General features: G+C 62.9%; 11 protein-coding genes and 1 pseudogene. 1 reads left to right on the forward strand and 11 read right to left on the reverse strand.

Going from position 1 to position 17746, the window contains the following annotated elements:
- Window positions 1-18: 18 nt before the first annotated feature.
- The 4 genes from TZ03_RS11000 to TZ03_RS11015 are packed head-to-tail and all read right to left on the reverse strand — an operon-like array spanning window position 19 to window position 4791.
- Window positions 19-1530 (reverse strand): CoA-acylating methylmalonate-semialdehyde dehydrogenase, encoded by a 1512-nt coding sequence (locus TZ03_RS11000; protein WP_051097630.1) that lies wholly within the window; start codon window positions 1528-1530, stop codon window positions 19-21.
- 56 nt (window positions 1531-1586) lie between these two features.
- On the reverse strand, window positions 1587-1937 hold the full coding sequence (locus TZ03_RS11005; protein ID WP_051097631.1) for a cupin domain-containing protein: 351 nt from the start codon (window positions 1935-1937) through the stop codon (window positions 1587-1589).
- Window positions 1938-1949: 12 nt separating this feature from the next.
- On the reverse strand, window positions 1950-3332 hold the full coding sequence (locus tag TZ03_RS11010; protein WP_051097632.1) for an NAD(P)/FAD-dependent oxidoreductase: 1383 nt from the start codon (window positions 3330-3332) through the stop codon (window positions 1950-1952).
- Window positions 3333-3387: 55 nt separating this feature from the next.
- On the reverse strand, window positions 3388-4791 hold the full coding sequence (locus TZ03_RS11015; RefSeq protein WP_051097633.1) for an amino acid permease: 1404 nt from the start codon (window positions 4789-4791) through the stop codon (window positions 3388-3390).
- A 520-nt stretch (window positions 4792-5311) separates the two neighbouring features.
- Here TZ03_RS11015 and TZ03_RS31960 point away from each other — a divergent pair.
- Window positions 5312-5410, forward strand: a pseudogene (locus tag TZ03_RS31960) (hypothetical protein); the annotation flags it as partial.
- Window positions 5411-5467: 57 nt separating this feature from the next.
- Here TZ03_RS31960 and TZ03_RS11020 read toward each other — a convergent pair.
- The 7 genes from TZ03_RS11020 to TZ03_RS11050 form a co-directional block, all read right to left on the reverse strand.
- Window positions 5468-6964 carry a PucR family transcriptional regulator gene (locus TZ03_RS11020; RefSeq protein ID WP_051097634.1) on the reverse strand — a complete coding sequence of 499 codons (1497 nt, stop codon included), beginning with the start codon at window positions 6962-6964 and terminating at the stop codon, window positions 5468-5470.
- Window positions 6965-7024: 60 nt separating this feature from the next.
- Window positions 7025-8257 carry an aromatic amino acid transport family protein gene (locus TZ03_RS11025; RefSeq protein WP_051097635.1) on the reverse strand — a complete coding sequence of 411 codons (1233 nt, stop codon included), beginning with the start codon at window positions 8255-8257 and terminating at the stop codon, window positions 7025-7027.
- A 48-nt stretch (window positions 8258-8305) separates the two neighbouring features.
- Window positions 8306-8641, reverse strand: coding sequence for a cupin domain-containing protein (locus TZ03_RS11030; RefSeq protein ID WP_051097636.1), 336 nt, complete (start codon window positions 8639-8641; stop codon window positions 8306-8308).
- Between the two features lie 10 nt (window positions 8642-8651).
- Entirely contained in the window at window positions 8652-10058 is a 1407-nt protein-coding gene (locus TZ03_RS11035) for an NAD(P)/FAD-dependent oxidoreductase (protein ID WP_051097637.1), read from the reverse strand.
- A 224-nt stretch (window positions 10059-10282) separates the two neighbouring features.
- Window positions 10283-11950, reverse strand: a complete 1668-nt coding sequence (locus tag TZ03_RS11040) for an ABC transporter ATP-binding protein/permease (RefSeq protein ID WP_051097638.1) — start codon at window positions 11948-11950, stop codon at window positions 10283-10285.
- Window positions 11947-14730, reverse strand: a complete 2784-nt coding sequence (locus tag TZ03_RS11045; protein WP_051097639.1) for a M16 family metallopeptidase — start codon at window positions 14728-14730, stop codon at window positions 11947-11949. Before TZ03_RS11045 ends, TZ03_RS11040 begins: the two co-directional genes overlap by 4 nt.
- A 27-nt stretch (window positions 14731-14757) precedes the next feature.
- Window positions 14758-17586, reverse strand: coding sequence for a TonB-dependent receptor (locus tag TZ03_RS11050; RefSeq protein ID WP_053388426.1), 2829 nt, complete (start codon window positions 17584-17586; stop codon window positions 14758-14760).
- Window positions 17587-17746 lie beyond the last annotated feature (160 nt).

Raw genomic sequence — 17746 nt, forward strand, 5'->3', positions numbered from 1 at the left:
ATCAATCAGCCTTGCCGATCAGTGGCTGGTCGGCATGGCAAACTCCGCACCTTTGGCGATGGCCTGCGGCCAGCGCTGCATGATGCTCTTCTGCTTGGTGTAAAAGCGCACGCCTTCTTCGCCATAGGCATGCATGTCGCCGAACAAGCTCTTCTTCCAGCCGCCGAAACCATGCCAGGCCATCGGTACCGGAATCGGCACGTTGATACCGACCATGCCGACCTGAATGCGGCGGCCGAACTCGCGGGCGATATGGCCGTCGCGGGTGTACAGACTCACGCCATTGCCGAATTCGTGGGCGTTGATCAAGTCAACCGCCTCAGCGAAATCCTTGACCCGCAAACAAGCCAGCACCGGGCCGAAGATCTCTTCCTTATAGATGCGCATGTCCGGAGTGACGTTGTCGAACAGTGTACCGCCCATCCAGAAACCGTCGGCACACCCCTCGCCTGCCTTCTGACCGTTGAACTCGCGGCCGTCCACCAGCAGCGTCGCACCTTCTTTCACGCCCTGCTCGATGTAGCCGGTGATTCGCTCGTGAGCGGCACGGGTCACGATGGGGCCCATTTCGGCCTCGAGGTTGGTGCCATTGAGCACCTTGAGTTCAAGAGTGCGCTCGATCAGTTTCGGCATGATTTTTTCTGCCGTTTCCTCGCCCACGAACACCGCCACGCTGATCGCCATGCAGCGCTCACCGGCGGAACCGTATGCGGCACCGATCAGGGCATCGACAACCTGGTCGATGTCGGCGTCAGGCATCACTACCAGATGGTTCTTGGCACCACCCAGTGCCTGGACACGCTTGCCATGGCGGGCACCCGTTTCATAGATGTGATTGGCAATCGGAGTGGACCCGACGAACGAAACAGCGTGAACGTCCGGGTGCTCGATCAACGCATTGACCGCGTCCTTGTCACCCTGCACGACGTTGAACACGCCATCTGGCAGGCCCGCCTGCTTGAGCAGCTCGGCGATGAACAAGCTCGGGCTCGGATCCAGCGGGCTCGGCTTGAGCACGAAGGTATTGCCGGTGGCCAGGGCCACCGGGAACATCCACATCGGCACCATCACCGGGAAGTTGAACGGGGTGATGCCAGTGACCACACCCAACGGTTGGCGCAGGGTCCAGTTGTCGATGTTGGTGCTGACCTGGTCGGTGAAGTCGGTTTTCAGCAGCTGCGGCGCGCCGCAGGCGAACTCGACGATCTCGATGCCGCGCATCACTTCGCCTTGCGCATCGGTGAAAACCTTGCCGTGCTCAGCGGTGATCATGCGAGCCAGGTCGTCACGGTGCTCGTTGAGCAGCGCCAGGAACTTGTTCAGCACTCGCGAACGGCGCAGTGGCGACAGGTTGCTCCACGCTGGGAAAGCAGCCTTGGCGGAGGCGACAGCAGCATTCACGTCAGCCTGCGCAGACAGTTGCACCTGGCCGGTTACTGCACCGGTAGCCGGGTTGTAGACCGGCTGCTGCAGGCCACTGGTAACATCGGCACGGGCGCCGGAGATCCAGTTGGTGATGGTGGTGGTCATGGTTGTCCTCAAATCTTCAAAGGGAAACGGCGCGAGGCCTGGGCCTCACACGTAAATCAATAAATGGCGTAGACCTTGCGAACGGTCTCGATCACGTCCCAGCGGCCGGTCCATCCCGGAGGCAGGATGATCAGGTCACCACTGCTCACTTCGACGGTTTCCTTGCTGTGGTCGTCAGTCAACAAGGCGCGACCGGAAATGATGTAGGTGAACTCGGTGTCGGGGCGGTCGATCACAGGCCAGCCACCTGGTTGGCACTCCCAGACGCCCAGGTTGCCGACAGCCTCGGGTGCCAGGGTCTGGATGGCGATCTGCGGGTCACCCTTGTCGGCGCCAGCGCGCTGACCAGCGGGGTTCAGTGGCAACGATTGAATCGCTGCGGACTTGATGATCGTGAAAGTAGTCAAGGTTGCTTCCTCTTAATGTGCACCAGTCAGCTTTTCCAGCAACATCGCAGTGCGAGATGGACGATGGGTAAAGCGCTCTTCGACATCGCTCAGCGAGGCGGCGGTCAGCCCGCTGTTGATACCGAGCCAGCGTAGGGGTTCGCGCTCCCAGGACGGGGACCGATGGTTGACCACCGGTAAGGTGTTGATCTCTTCCTCACGCTCAAGAATGAGATTGCGCAGAATGCGGCCAGCCAGGTTGCTGGTGGCCACGCCGTCGCCGACGTAATTTCCGGCCCAGGCCATACGGCTATTGCGATCGATGCTTACCGTCGGGCACCAATCGCGGGACACGCCCAATGCACCGCCCCATCTATGGGTGACGCGGGTATCACGCAGGGCCGGGAAGAACTCGAGCATCGTGTCGTAGATCTTGCCGTGGATGCTGTCTACCAGGTCAGCCTGATCGGACATGCTGGAGCCCCATTTGTAGGGCGCGCCTCGGCCACCAAACACCAGCCGTCCCTCAGCCGTGACCTGCCCGTACACACGCAAGTGACGCATGTCGTTGAAGGCCATGCGGTGATCAAGGTTGAGCTTGGCCAGCAACTCGCGCGGCAGTGGCTCGGTGGCCAGCACCAGCGAGTACAACGGAATGACGAAGCGCGACTTGCCCGGCTGCTGCGACGTGAAGGCCTCAGTGGCGCGCACGGTCATCTCGGCGCGCACCGAGCCGCACTCGGTGTGCACCACGCCCGGCGCCATCCGTTCCACCGCGGACTGTTCGTAGATTTTCGCGCCCAGGCTTTCGACCAGGCGCGCCAGGCCTCGTACCAGCTTGCCGGGATGAATCAGCGCGCAGTGCTCGGTGTACAGGCCACCCAGGATGCCTTCGGCGCCAATACGCTCGCTCGCCGCGCCAGCCTCCAGCACCCGCCACTGCTCCGGCAGGCCAAAGCTCGCGGAGCTCTCCACCGCCGCACGCGCCCGGGCCATCTGCGGTGCACTGCGGGCCAGCGAGAGGAAACCCTGCTTGGCGTAATCGGCGTCGATACCCTCCAACGCCAGCACCCGGCCGATCTCATCGACGGTTTCGTTCATAGCCGTTTGCAGTTGCAAGGCGGCGTAGTGAGAGTACAGCTGCTCGACTCGGTGCAGCGAGATCGGGAATATCGCCGACGCCCAACCACCATTGCGCCCGGAAGCGCCGAAGCCGACTTCACGCTTCTCCAGCAACACCACGCGCAGGCCTGGATCGCTTTTGAGCAGGTAGTAAGCCGTCCACAACCCGGTGTAGCCGGCACCGACGATCACCACATCCGCCTGGATATCAGCCTCCAGGCGCGCACGCGGCTGGGCATGTTCGAACCACAAGGGTCGGTTGGGTAACTGGGACAAATCTGTTTTAGCTGACATGCTTTGGGCTTCCCATTGATGCGTGGAGCAAGGGTGATACGGACACGGCGAAGGGTCAGGTCCTGTTGATTGCCGGCTGGATATCCTTCAGCGATCGATGACGGCGCTTATGCGACAGCTGCAGGCATACATAGGAAGCCGCGATGGCAAAGATTGCGACGATGCATTGCAACAGGCTCACCTGCATGGACGGGTCGAAAGCCATACTCAGCAGCACCGCGACAATCGAAGCGGTGACCAGCAGCGGGAGCCAAGGGTGGCCCCACATGGCGAACTTCAGCGCCCCCTCGGCCACCCACTTACGGCGCAGCTTGATCTGCGACAGGCAGATCATCAGGTAGACGAACAGGAATACCGTGCCGGACGAGTTGATCAGGAACTGGAACACGGTGTCTGGCCAAAGGGCGGCAATGACCACGCAGCCATAGCCCACCAGGGTCGAGGCGATGACACCGCGCACCGGCACCCCTTTACGGTTCACCCCAGCGATCCAGCGAGGTGCTTCATCATTGGAGGCCAGCACGTAGAGCAGGCGCGAAGAGGTATACAGCCCTGCATTGAGCACGGAGAGCACGGCGACCAGAATGACCACGGTCAGCATGTCGCCGGCACCCGGGATACCGATGTGTTCCAGTGTGGTGACGAAGGGCGATTTGCCGGGAGTGAGCGAGGTCCAGGGTTGAGCTACGACGATGAAGAAAGTCGCCAGTACGAAGAACACCAGGATGCGCACCATCACGGTGTTCACCGCCTTGCGGATATTGCGCGATGGGTCCTCTGATTCGGCAGCCGCCAACGTAGCGACTTCGACACCGGTCATGGAGAAAATCACCACCACTACACCCGTGAACAACGAACCTACGCCATGCGGGAGAAAACCACCGTGCTGGGTAAGGTTGGCGAAGCTGGCATCGGAGCCTGGCCATAGGTGGAACACGAAAGCCCCGGCCACCACCAGAAACACCACGATTGCCGCCACCTTCACCCCTGCGAACCAGTACTCTGCTTCACCGAACGAATGCACAGACATCAGGTTGAGCAGCGTCATGGTAACCATCAATCCAAGGGAGATGACCCAGACCGGGATTGATGGCAACCAGGCATTGATGATTTGCCCGCCGACGACCGCCTCGAACCCGACCACGATGACCCAGAAGTACCAATACAGCCATCCCGTCATGTAACCGGCCGGGCGACCGAAAGCCATGCGGGCATAATCTACGAATGAACCTTTGGCAGGATGCGCTGCGGCCATTTCACCGAGCATGCGCATTACGAGAGCGACGATGAGGCCAGTGATGGCATATGTAATGAATGCGCCTGGCCCGGTGGAGGCGATCACTGCACTGGAGCCTACAAACAACCCGGCACCAATCACCCCGCCTAGCGCGAGCATACTGATGTGTCGAGTCTTGAGCGCACGCTTGAGACGAGGGTCATGCTCTGACTGAATAGGCACTGGTTGTCTCCTTCTAATTATTAATGGTCAACACGGCCTGAGAAGGAGATTAAGCAGGCGCTCGGATGATGGAAATCGACAAATTACAGAGTTCAACGAGCATGCTTGTACATTTGTATGAATGCATATCCCGTAAAAATGCGTCAATACTTCTCTGCAAATGACAGAAATTCTGCCTGGCGCCTATTGGAGAAGCGGCCAGTTAATGCCAGTCAGTTAAGCAATTTGGGGCCGTTTTGCGGCGCATCGCCAGCAAGCCAGCTCCCACAGGTACTGTGCAGGTTTCGGGCGCGCTATACCTGTGGGAGCGGCTTTAGCCGCGAACACCGGCAAAGCCGGTGCCATCCACCGCGCTAGACTCTTCGCGGGTGAATCGGACCGCCTCACCGCCGCTCTCACACGTTGCGGGTGGAAGTCGCCACAGTGCGAGCCCCAGCTCATGGCGAATAGCAGTGACACGGCACGCCATTGAATCGTCCCGATGAGTCATATTGTCGAATTTGTGGCGCGCCGATGGCGATACCCGCTTTACAGCCAATTGCTGCGCAATAACAACAACACCAGCCACCTGCCAGCACCGGGCACGGTGTTGACTGCCAGTTATACGCACAGCTGGTGAAGTGCTGAACAGCCCCTGAAACCCGACATATCAGCATGAAACGAACGGTCGGTTACGCTAACGCGGTTGAAAAGATACCCCGAGTATCTGGGCGCTCTGCAGAGAGAACCAAAAGGTAGCGACGTCGGCGGTACTGTCCAAGGAGCGGCCACTGATCGCTTCGATACGGCGAACCCGGTACACCAGGGTCTGTTTGTGCACATGTAGGCGCTGGGCAGCATTGACCCAGGAGCGGTTCTCTTCGAGAAATACCTGCAAGGTATGCAGCAGGTAGGTTCCATGGGCCTGGTCGTAATCGTACAGAGCGCCCAGGACGGCGCGGAACGCACGGTCTGCCTCATCGGGGGTGCGCGGCAACCAGGGTGTGTCGGTTTTCAGCTGGGCGTAGCAGCACACACGGCGTTGGGCATGGGTATGCGCCAGGGCCAGGAGGGCTTCGCGCAGGGCATCCGGCCCGCGCTGGGCGTTGTCCAGTGCCGCACTGGAGCCCAGTTGCAGGTCGAGCTGGGCACTGTAGCCTTCCTGCAGCCCATCGAGGTGCAGCAGGATGAGCGCCTGCCCTTGTGCCCTGACCAGGGCGGACTCATCCAGATGGCGCAGCCGGTCTTCCCAGGCGCTGCCGTCATCCGGCAGATGCGCCGCCGAAATGACTGCGTTGGCCAACGTCAGGCCTGGCAGGTGGGTCCCGAGGCGCTCCAACAAGGGCGCCGTGTGCAGGCGTTGTTGCAGAAGGTCATCGAGCAGCTCCGAGCCCAGCCGCAGGCGCCTCTCCCGCTCAGCCTGGAGGCGTTGCACCTCCAGGCCGAGCACCGCTGTCAGGTGGTGGAGCATGCCGTAGTCGGGCAGTTGCGTGCCGGTGACCACCAGCAGGCAATCCGGTTCACTGGGCAACTCGATGCTCAATGCTTCGCCGGTTGCCAGCGCGTGACGACGTACCATCGGTTGATGGCCACCTTGGCGTTGGCGGCTCGCGCCGAGGCTGGCCGCGAGTGCCGGCGGCAGCGCCGGCAGGCTAGGAGCCCAGGGTGTGAATTTGGCCAACGACACCAGGTACAGGTGGCATTGGATATCCGCCTGCAGGCGCGCCAGCAGAGCCGGCAGGCCAAGCCCCTGAATGCTCAATCGGGCGCTTTCGTAGACCTTGGCCAGGGCCCCACGCCGGGCGAATTCATCTTGTTGGTTGGCATCGATGATGGCCCGGGTCACCGCGGCGAAAGGCACCCCGTACTCGGTGAGGATCACCGGAAAGCCCAACGCCTCGGCCTCCTGGGCCAGGGCGCTGATGTCTTCGGGGGCCTGCATGTGTTCGCCGATCATCATGCCGGCGATCCCCGCCTGGGCCAGCCGCGCCACATAGGCCTGTTGGTCGGCGGGCGCCCTGGGGATGCCAAGCCCGGTGGTCATCAGCACATCGCCCTCGCCCAACCACTCGGTGGGGTCCGGCAGCTCGCAGACGTGGGCCCAGCGTACCTTGTGGTCCAACCCCTGGGCACCGCTGAGCAGGCGCGAACGCAGTTCCGGTATCGCAATCAGGTCAAGAACACGTTGCAACATGCGCAGGCTGCTCCGACGGTGGCCCGGGGTGAGGTCCCATACTGCCTCAAGCGTGCGGCGTCACCAACTGGCAGGCAACATGCCCAGGGCCGAGCACACCGCGTACACACCGCTGGATAGGAAGATCAGCACGATGAGTACCTGCATCAGCGGGTGTGCATACCAGCCACAGATGAACGCCGGCTGCTGGTCGCCCGCCTTGCGCGCCGCATTGAGCAGCAGGATCGGGATGATGCCCATCAGCACGCCGCCGAAGGTACCGGCGAAATACAGCGCATTGACGAAACCGCTGAAACCGGAATAGGCCACGAGGATTGGCGGTAGCGTCACCACCGCCAATACGATCAAGCGCTTGCGGCGATTGCTCTCATCGCCCAGGCGCATCTGGTCGAAGATGTTGGTGAACAGGCAGCCGCCAAGGCCCCAGTAGGACGTCAGCATGGCCAGCAAGGCAAACACGTTGGCCACGTAGTAAGCCCACTGCCCGAGCGACTTGCCCCAACTCAAGGTCGCTACCTCGCTCAGGTGCTCGGTGCCCACCAGCGCGATCACCGAGGCCGGGATGGCCGCCACCAGCACCAGCGTCAGCACCATGCCGGTGATGATCAGCCCCGGGATGCGCTTGGCGGTTTCCAGGTTGCCACGGACGATCTCCGGTACCAGAAACTGCGCACCGAACACGAAGACGGCCAGGTTGAAGATCGGCACCACATACTGCCATTGGCTCTGCCACAGGTTTACCAGGGTCGAGTCCTCATGCAGCACGGTGGCGCCGATCAGCAGGCAGACGATCAGCACCATCCCCGTGCTGATGAGCTTTTCCGCCACGCCCAGGGCCTTGAGCCCCAAGTACAGCACCAGCGCGGCGGGCACGAAGAACAGCAAGCTGCCTTGCTCCCGGCTCAAGCCATAGTGGCCGAAGAAGTCGGCGAGGATGTTGCCACTGCCACTGATGTAGGCGATGAGCGCGCCGTAGCTGTTGGCGGCCACGGCAAAAAATATCAGCCAGCCGCCGAACGTACCCAGGTACTTGCGTGAGAGGCCGCTCAGTTGCAGGTTCTGGCGAGTCCTCAGGCAGGTTTCCGCCACATAGAGCATCGTCACGACACAGAACAGGCACGTCACTATCAGGCAGACCAGCAATGGAATGTAGCCGACCTTGCGGGCGGCGAAGGCCATGCTGAGCACGCCCGCGCCGATGTTTGTACCGATGATGATGCCGAGCGTTTCAAAGCGCCCCAGGGCATGGGCCTTGAGGCCGGAGTCCTGGGCAATCTGTTGTTGTACACCCACTTCTTGTTCCTCGTTTTGTCTGTGGGAAATTCAGCGTTGGGGCAAGCGTTATTCAAGAATCAGGTAGGTCTTGCGCACGGTCTTGCGGATCACCCAGGTGCCCTGGGTGTTGGCCGGAAAGTACAGCGCATCGCCGGCCTGGAACTCGACAGGCAGGCCCTGTTCGGGCGTGAAACTGCCTTCGCCGGCCACGATGTAGCTGTATTCGGCCTGGGCGACCTGGCGACGGAAGCTGCCGGACGTGCACTCCCACACACCGGTAGTGCCTTTACCGTCAGGCAGGGTTCGATGGGCCGCGGTACGCGCCTGGGCGCCTGCGTCGCCAAGCACGGTGGGTTCGCTGAAGCCCGGCGAGTCATCCAGGCAGATACGGATCAGGGACATGAAAGATTCCTCAGGATTTATCTTCGAGACCGGCCGGTGCGAACCGGGCCAGATAACGGTCCAGGACGGCCGGCTGCTGCCCGGCCAGTTCCGAGCGCTCCTTGCGCAAGACGGCATTGCGTACCAGCGAGCCGCCCAGGTAGCGGATCGGCTCCGGCGGGAAGGTGCGGCATGTGCGCTCCACCAGAGGGCACTGGCTCCATGGGTCCTTGCGGCCAAGCGCCAGGCTGGCGAGGATGCGCCCGCCCAGGCGGCTGGGGCCTACGCCGTTGCCGCTCCAGCCGATGCCATAGTGGATGTTGTCGTGGCCATCGAGGCGGCCGAACACCGGTAGGCTGTCGTAGGTGCGATCGATCGGCCCAGACCAGCGTGCCTCCACGGGTACGCCCTGGAGCATCGGGTAGGTCCGGCGCAGGTCGGCTTCGGTCAGCGCCAGGCTGGCCTCGTCCTCGCTGAACACCTTGCCGATGCGCGAGCCGTAGCTGATGGCGCCGGTTCCTTTGCCAAAGGCAATGCGCCCGTCATCGGTGGTGCGGTAGTAATCGACCATCAGTTGCGAGTCAGTAATCGATTCTCCGCCCGTCCAGCCGATATCGCGCAGGCGTCCAGGTATCACCTGGGTCGCCACGATCGAACTGTTGACCGGTACGATCAGCCTGGACAGCGAAGGCAGGGTCGCGGCCCAGGCATTGACTGCCAGCACGACCGAACGGGCGCGCACGCACCCCAGCGTCGTCTTCACGCGCGCCGGTTGGCCCGGCTGGATGTGCTGCACGGCGGTGCCTTCGTGGATTTCGATACCGCTGGCCAATGCCACGCGGCGCATGCCTTCGACTAGCAGGGCCGGTTGCACGGTGGCATTGCTGCGCTCGAACACACCCGCCAGATGTACCGACGAGCCGGTGCGACGGGCCACCTCACGTGCGTCGAGGCGCTCGAACGGCTGCACGCCCAACCGCTCGCACGCAGCCAGGGTGGCGTTCCAGGTGTCGACATGCTGGCGGGTGGTGGCGGTCCACAACCAGCCGCTCTGGCGAAAATGCGCGTCGATGCCGTGGCGCTCGCAGAAAATGCCCAGCTCGGTGATGGCGTGTTCTGCGGCCTCGCCCAGCAGGCGCGCCTGAGCTTCGTCGCAGAAGCTGCGCAGGGTGCCGATCTTCGGCCACCAGGACATCACGAACCCGCCGTTACGACCAGAGGCGCCGCCGCCGCAGACATGCTGCTCGAGCACCATCACGCGAGCGTCTGGCTCCTGTTCCTTGAGGGTCAGGGCGGTCCACAGGCCGACGAAGCCGCCGCCAACGATCACTACGTCGGTGTCATGGTTGCCTTGCAGCGGCTGCGTGGCCTGTTGCAGCAACGAGGTCGCCGACATCCAGTGGCTGGGTTTCAAAGGCGGGGTGGGTGTCAGTTTCATTGTTGGCCCCTGGCGGTTGTTAGAGAGCTGTAGTGTTTCCACTCTCCGCCAGGGCGACAATTAGACGCACATAAGAATTCGTATTATCCATTCATACATTCGTATGGCACCACACACAAACCAACATCTCCCCCACTCTCGGGTCAGACGCTGGCCCTGCCCTGTTCTTGCTTGCCGATTGAATTGGCGTCCAACTTCCTGGGGACAGTAGAACGGGCACTGTCCTACACAGATTCGGAGAGCTTCTCCAGTTCGAAAGTCCGGTGGAACAGTCCGGCCAACCCTTCCTGGTGTGTTACCCCGACCACCGTGCACCGGGGCAACTCCATCCTGAGCATTTCCAACAGCCCCCGAGCACTGCCCATATCCAGGTGACTGGTCGCCTCATCCAGGTACAACGTGTCTGGTCGGTACAGCAATGCCCGCGCCAGGCTCAGTCGCTGCTGCTCACCCCCGGAAAGCACGCGCTCCCACTCTGCTTGCTTGTCCAACTGCCCAATCAGGCCACCCAGACCCACCTTGCCCAGCACATCGACCAACTGCACATCGTCGATCGACCGCACCTGTGGGTAAGCCAGCAACCCGCGCAGACTCATGTGCGGCATGTAGGGCTTCTGTGGCAACAACAGGCTACGCCCAGTCGGTAGTTGCCAGTCACCCAGGCAGTAAGGCCACAATCCCTGCAACGTGCGCAGCAAGGTCGACTTGCCCAGCCCGCTGCGTCCGTTCAGGCGTACCCACTGGCCCTGCTCTGCCTGCAGCTCCAGGTCGCGCAGCATGGCACTGCCATCTGGCCGACAAAGCGTCAGCCCACGCGTGAATAGACAGTCACCGTGCGCAGCGGTGGTGACCTGTTCGTGGCTGGCGGCTATCGCCTGCTCGAATTGCTCAAGCCGCTGCAGGGCAGCACTCCAGCGCACCAGCTTGTGATAGAGCTTGATGAACCAGCTGAGCGAGCCGTGCACGGCGTTGAACGCACTGCGAATCTGCATCAGCCCACCCAGGGTGATGGTCTTGGCCATGAACGCCGGTAACGCGGCGAACACTGGAATGATCAGGCTCAGGCGCTCATAGGACACGGTGAACAAGCTGAGATTGCGCTCACGCCCCATCAACTGCCGCCAGTTCTCGGCAATGGCGCGAAAGCGCTGTGCCAGGTGCTCGCGCTCCACAGCCTCGCCCCCGTACAAGGCGATCTGCTCGGCGTGGTCGCGCTTGCGCAGCAGGCTGGCGCGAAAGTCCGCTTCACGGTGCTCGCGCTCGTAGTTCAACGCATGCAGCGGCTTGCCAATCAGGTGAGTCAACAGGCTGCCGGCCAGGGTGTAGACCAGCACGATCCACACCAGGTAGCCATGCACCGTGAACGTCTCACCGAACAGGCCGAAGGTCTGTACGCCCGACAGGTTCCACAGGATCACCACGAACGCGCCAACCTGCGCCAGGTTGATCACCAGGGAGGCCACCAACTCGATGCTCAGGCCGACCATCAGGTCGATGTCCTGGGCAATGCGCTGGTCGGGGTTGTCGGGCTCGCCGGTCAGGCCCAGGCGGTAGAAGGCCTGGTCGGCCAGCCAGGCGTCGGTCAGGCGCCCGGTCATCGACTGGCGCCAGCGCAGCTCCAGCCCTTTGCGAATGTAGTCCATGACCACGATGATCAGCACATAGCTGCCCAGGTACAGCGCGTACTCACCAACCAGGCCATACAGACCCGCAGTGTCGAACACCGCCAGGGTGTCGTAGAAGGTCTTGCTCCAGCTGTTGATCAGCACATTGATCTGCACCACCAGCAGGCCCAGGCCGATCACCGCCGCCAGCATCAGCCAGGCTGGCCATTGCTGGCGGCTGGCCCAGAACGGGCGGCTGAGACGGTAGAACGTTCGCAAGGTCGTCACAGCGCCTGCTCCAGCGCCGTCGGCGATGGCAACAGGCGCAACTGCACCTGGTTGGCGCGTGGGAACAGCTGCTTGGCCTGCTGCTGCAGTTCAGGCAGGGTCAGGGCCTCGGGCAGCTGTGCCTGGATGTGCAGATAGCGCGGGTCATGCCAGTGGCGGTCGCTGAGGATCAGGCGCCTGAACTGGGTCTGTGGATCTTCGCGGCGCTTGCTTTCCTGACGCAGGAACTCGGCTCGCTCGGCGACCAGCCACTGGGCATCCGGTTGCAGGTTGGCCAGGGTCTGCTGGGCCATGGCCCATAGCTCGTCGACTCGCGCAGGGTCGCAGGTAAAGCTCAGGCTGCTCTCGATGCGCTGGGTGTCGGCATTGAGCTCGCTGTCGAAGCGCAGGCGGTAGACGCCGGAGGCCTCGCCACGAAGCTGGGCTTTCAGACGCTGGTTGGCCAGGTCGCGCAATAGCGCGACGCGCGCCGCCGCTTCCGGGCTCCAAGCGTGTGGCAGGAAGCTGCTGGCTTGCAGCACCGCGCGGGGTTCCAGGGCGATGGCCAAGTCCTCACGACGCTGGCCAGGTTGCTGCAGCGCCGGCCGGCTTGCCAACGGGGCTTTGCGCGGGATGCTCGCGAGCTGCTCGCGCACCATTGGCTCAAGCGTGTCCGCAGCCACATCGGCCATCAGGTAATAGGTCACCGGCGCAGCAACCTGGCGCCGCCAGTCAGTTGTCAGTTGGTCTGCCGTCAGCCCTTCGAGGCTGGCGATGTCCGGCGACTGCCAGTGATCGGCGCCGTACTTGAGCTTGCGTTGCGCGCTCTCCTGGCGCCCGCGAACATCGTCGGGGCGGCTGTGCAGACGTTGCAGCAGTTCGTCACGCGACTCGTCGAACAGCACGGGGTCGACACTGGCCTGTTGACTGATCCGATAACTCTGCAGCAGCACCAACAACTGCCCAGCGGCAGCGCCCAGGCTGAGCTGCAAGCGTTGAGGCTGATGATCGAGGCTGAGCGTGGCACGCTGCGCCTGACGCCAGTCGGCCAGTGCCTGAGGTTCCATGCCCGGCTGGCCACTGCGCAGCGCCAACTGCGTGGCCATCTGCAGGCGCCAGGCCGGTACACCATCGAGACGGTAACCCGCAGAGGAATCGGCCTGTAGCAACCACTTGCCTTCGGGGCCGTTGCGCTTGAGCCAGACCAGGCGGTCGCCATTGCTCAATTGCCAGTGTTCGACCTGCTGTTCAGGGAACGCCTTGCGCTCGACGATAGCGCCCGCGGCTGCCGGCGATGGCATCTTCAGTTGTGCAGGTGCCGCGACAACCGGCGCCTGCTGTACCGGCGCCGCCAACGCGCGCCCGGCCAGCGCGCTCTGCTGCGCCTGCACTTGTGCAACGCTCGGCAGGGTAACTTGCGAAGCCCCCGCAGCACTGACTTGCAACACCCGGTCCGGGCTGGCCAGCCAGCGACGCAGGCGTGCATCCAGGTCACTGCGGCCGATGCTGCCCAACACCTCGAGATAACGTTCGGCGGTGGCCCGGCGCTCGGTCACCGCATTGCCCTGCACAGCGGCGTTGTTGAGCTGCTCGACCCATTGCTCGAAGGTCCGTGGCGCCTTGTTGGCCAAAGTCTTGTCGCCCAGTTTGCGAATGTGCTCTCGTTCCCGCTGCAGGTCCGCCTCGGTGAAACCATGCTGGCGCAGCCGCTCGATTTCGGTCAGCAACTGCTGCAACGCCTGAGCGTGGGCCTGGCCTTCGACACCGGCAGCGATGCCCAGCACGGCGGAATGCTCGCCGATCAGGGTCTTCTGCGCGAGCAGGCTACGCACGCCCGGCTCGCGGGGTTGGCGGCGCAGGCTGTCGAGCATCGCGGCCAGGGTCATGCGGTCGATCAGCCGCTCGCGCAGCGCCGCGCGGCTGGTGCCACGGCTGTCCGGCTCATGGAAGCGGAACAGCATCGCCACCTGGTTGCTGCCCGATTGCGGGTCCTGCAGGCGGAACACCTTCAGCTTGTCGTCCAGCGGCAGTTCACGCTGCTCGCGGCCTGGCAGCTCGCCGGCCTTGGCCGTACCGAAGGCCTGTTCGATCTGCACCAGCATTACCTTCGGATCGAAATCGCCGACGGCCGACAACACCATGTTGTTGGGCAGGTACCAGCGGTCCTGGAAAGCCTTGAGGCTTGCCAGGCTGGCCGAGCGAATCGCTGCCTCGTTACCGATGGTACGGTGTTCGGGATAGCGCGAGCCAACCCGCTGCGACGCCGTGCGTTGCTCGTTCATACGCTGTGCCACACCCAGGCCGCCGCGCCATTCCTCGATCACGATCGGTCGCTCACGCTCCAGGTCCTGGGCGTTATAGTCGCGGGCAAAGACTAGGTCGGCCAGCGCCTGCAAGGCCTGCGGGGCCTGGCGCACACCGGCGGGCGGACCGATCAGGTACTGGGTGCGCTCGTAGTTGGTCACCGCATTGAAGTGGCGGCCCTGCGCCCAGCCCAGGTCGGTCATGCGCTGGCGCAGGTTCTGCTCGCCACCGGCGCGGCTATGGAAGGTCAGGTGTTCGACCATGTGGGCCACACCGACCTGGTCGTCGGCTTCGTCCACCGAGCCGGCCTTGACGGTCAGGCGCAGGTCCAGACGCCCAGGTTGTGAAGTTTCCCGCACCAGGCGGTAAGCCAGGCCGTTGGCCAGCTGGCCATGCACCACCTGGCCGTCCCAGGGCAACGGCGCGTCGAGTTCGGGTAGCGCCGCACAGGCGCCGAGCAGCAGTGGGCCGAGCAGGCCCGCGATGAGCTTGTTCATCAGGTTATCCACGGTTTTCTTATGGGGTCAGAAGCGGTAGCCGACTTCCAGCCAGTACTGGCGGCCGACTTCGTAGGTGGTGCGGGCGGTGCTGCTGTTGCTGACGATGGGGTTGACCTTGTCGGTGACGTTGGTCACGTCAACCGCCACGAACAGCGCCTGCTCACGGGCCGTGGGGATCTCCCACTTGACGCGCATGTCCCAGGTCGGCGCGGCGGCCACCGAGGCGGTGTCGTAGACGCGCAGGGATTCGCCGTCGACGTCCTGGTAGCGGCCGGTGTCAATGATCTGTTCGTAGGCGCCGCGGTAGCGGAAGAAGTTGCTGACGCTCAGGTGCCAGGCAGGGATCTCGGTGATGGTGGTCAGGCGTGCGGTCCACGGCCGGTTGAAGTCGCTGGCCGGCAGCTGGCTGTAGGCCAGGCGCTTGCCATCATAGATCACGTCGTCGTCGGCGTACTCAGCCTGGTTGAAGCCGCTTTCGTAGGTGCTGTAGGCGTTCTTGCTGCGCGACCAGTCCAACGCCAGTTGCAGGCTGGTGACACTGCCAAGCAGGCGCAACGACTGGTTCGGGGTGATGGTCAGGGAGACGTTGTCGCTCTCGCTGGAGCCGGCATTGACGTAGGTGTAGTAGATGCTCTGGTAGCCAGCGAGCGGATCGAGCCCCAGTACCCGCGACGAGGTGCGCACCACTTGGTCGTTGCCCTTGCGGTGCACGTATTTCAGGCGGAAATCGGTGTTCAGCCAGCGTTGTTCCAGGCCGAGCATAAGCTCGTCGTCGTAGGGGATGTTCATGTCCGAGAAACGGTTGGTGTTGAGCACCTGGCGCCCCACCCATTCACCGTCCTGGCTGGTGCGGGTGTAGGTAGTGTTCATCGCCTGGCGGCCGTCGGCGAGGCGGTACTTGAACAGGTTGCGCCCGTAGTAGCGGTTGGCACCGAACACCAGCACGGTGCTGCGGTCGCCGAAGAAGTCGTAGTCACCGGCAAAGCGTGGCGACACGGTCTTCTGCTTCATGTAATCGTCGCCCTCGAAGCGCAGGCCGGGGCGCAGGCTGAGCTTGCCGATCTGCATCTGGTCGTCGATGTAGAAGGCGTAGGCGTTTTCAGTGAGGTCGATCTTGCCGGCGTTGTACTGGGTGCGGGTGCTGCCCCACTGGCGGGTATTGCCGTTGAGCAGCGGGCTGACCGAGCACCAGGGGTCGCTGCCGGCGCAGCTGGTGCCGTTGTCGCGCTTGAACGTGGTGACACCCTGCCCGGTTTCTTCACGCTCCCACACGGCGCGCTGCTGCGACAGCTCAAGGCCGGTGGTGAAGCCATGGCTGATACCGGCAAAGTCGAAGGTCTGCCACTCGCCCTTGAGGGTGTAGTCGATGCCGCGCTGGGTCTGGTCGAGGTTGCCGAACGCGCCTTCGCCGCTTTTCGCAGTGTTGCTGCTGGGGTTGCCCCAGTTCTTGGCGTCGGAGTACCACCACAGCACGGTGTCGGTTTCATCAGACTCGCGCGAGCTGTAAAGGTTGGTCAGCGCCAGCGTATGGGTCCAGCGCGCCTGGTCACCTTCCCAGATCGCCTTCAGCGAGCCTTGCCAGCCGCCATTGGTGTTGGTGAATTCGGAGTTGAGGAAATTCTGCCGGAAGAACACATTCTCCTGAGGCGCCTGGATGAATGAGCCTTCCACGGTCAGCCGGTCGTTGACGTCCCAGTAGGTCTTGAGCATGTAGTTGTCGAGCTGCCGGGTCTGGTCTTCGCGGCTGTCGGCATTGGGGCTGATGTAGCCATTTTCATAACGGTTGAGCGGGATCACCGAGCGACGCTGGGAAAAGCTCAGGATCGCGCCGAAGTCGTCGGTCAGGTGACCTTCGAGCATGCCGCGCAAGGTGGTCTTCTCGAATTCGGGCTGGTACTGCTCGGAGGACGAGTTGTCGAAGCTTTCCTGGTCCTGCTCGGTAATGTGGTAGCGGGTCCATTCCGAGCGGCTGATCCCGTATGAGAACTTGCCATGAAAGTCCCTGCTCGGGCGGCGGGTGATGGCATCGATTACACCGCCGTTGAAGCCGCCGTACTCGGCCGGCACGTTGCTGTCATAGACCTTCACTTCCTGCAGCAGGTCGGCGTCCAGGGCAATGCCGTGAGGGTTGCTGGGCGCGGCGTCGAACTGGCGGTTCTCGCTGTACCCGTGGGCGCCGGGGTCGAGGTCGTTATTGATCGAGATGCCATCGATCATGAAGTTGTTCTGGTAGAACTTGGCGCCGTTGATGCTGATGTCGGCGGGGTCGATCTCGCCCGGGGTATTGGAGCTTTTCTGCGAACCGGAAAACTGCACGCTGGGGTGCATCTGCAGTAGCGTGGTGATGTCACCGTTGGCACCGGGGAAGGCATGGATGGCCTTGCCGCTGATGACCGTGGCGCCCATGTAACCATTGCTTTCGGTGTCGCCGAGCACGAGGGTGTCGTGCAACTCCAGCGGGCCGGCATCGGCTTCACTGTGCAGCAGGCGCAGGCTGAGCACGTCGCCGTCCGCGTCCCAGGTCAGACCGCTGCCGGAGAGCAGGCGCGACAACGCCGCTTCACTGCTGAAGTGGCCCTGCACCGCGTTACTCTGGGCGCCTTCGAGCAATTGCGCATCGACGCTGACCTGCAATCCGCTCTGCTGGCCGAAGGCGATCAGCGCAGCGGCCAGGCTTTGCGCCGGGATGGCGAAAGCGTGCACCTGGGCCAACTGCGCGGGTGCCTCGCCTGCCCACAGCAGTGGCGCTGGCAGCACGCAGCCCAGCCCCAGCAGACCACTACCCAACACACATTTCAGGCGCAACGACCAACCCCGCGCGCTGCGCGGCTTCCGGCTTGTTGTTTGAGTCATGTCACATCCCCGCCCCGGGCAGTCGCCGGGAAGAAAAATTGAATACGAATCGATATCAGTTGTTGCGCGCGGGGGAGAAGACGGGACAGTTCGGGGAATTTTCAGAAAATCGTGAAATTATTTTTGCAGCAGGACTTTTGGGGCCGCTGCACGGCCCCGA

Origin of the sequence: Pseudomonas sp. 10-1B (genome assembly GCF_000935045.1) — a bacterium.
In the GTDB taxonomy this organism is placed as follows: Bacteria; Pseudomonadota; Gammaproteobacteria; order Pseudomonadales; family Pseudomonadaceae; genus Aquipseudomonas.

Coding starts and splice junctions, on each gene's coding strand:
- TZ03_RS11050 (WP_053388426.1), bottom strand. CDS start 17,586: ATGACTCAAACAACAAGCCGGAAGCCGCGCAGCGCGCGGGGTTGGTCG.
- TZ03_RS11035 (WP_051097637.1), bottom strand. CDS start 10,058: ATGAAACTGACACCCACCCCGCCTTTGAAACCCAGCCACTGGATGTCG.
- TZ03_RS11045 (WP_051097639.1), bottom strand. CDS start 14,730: ATGAACAAGCTCATCGCGGGCCTGCTCGGCCCACTGCTGCTCGGCGCC.
- TZ03_RS11020 (WP_051097634.1), bottom strand. CDS start 6,964: ATGTTGCAACGTGTTCTTGACCTGATTGCGATACCGGAACTGCGTTCG.
- TZ03_RS11010 (WP_051097632.1), bottom strand. CDS start 3,332: ATGTCAGCTAAAACAGATTTGTCCCAGTTACCCAACCGACCCTTGTGG.
- TZ03_RS11000 (WP_051097630.1), bottom strand. CDS start 1,530: ATGACCACCACCATCACCAACTGGATCTCCGGCGCCCGTGCCGATGTT.
- TZ03_RS11030 (WP_051097636.1), bottom strand. CDS start 8,641: ATGTCCCTGATCCGTATCTGCCTGGATGACTCGCCGGGCTTCAGCGAA.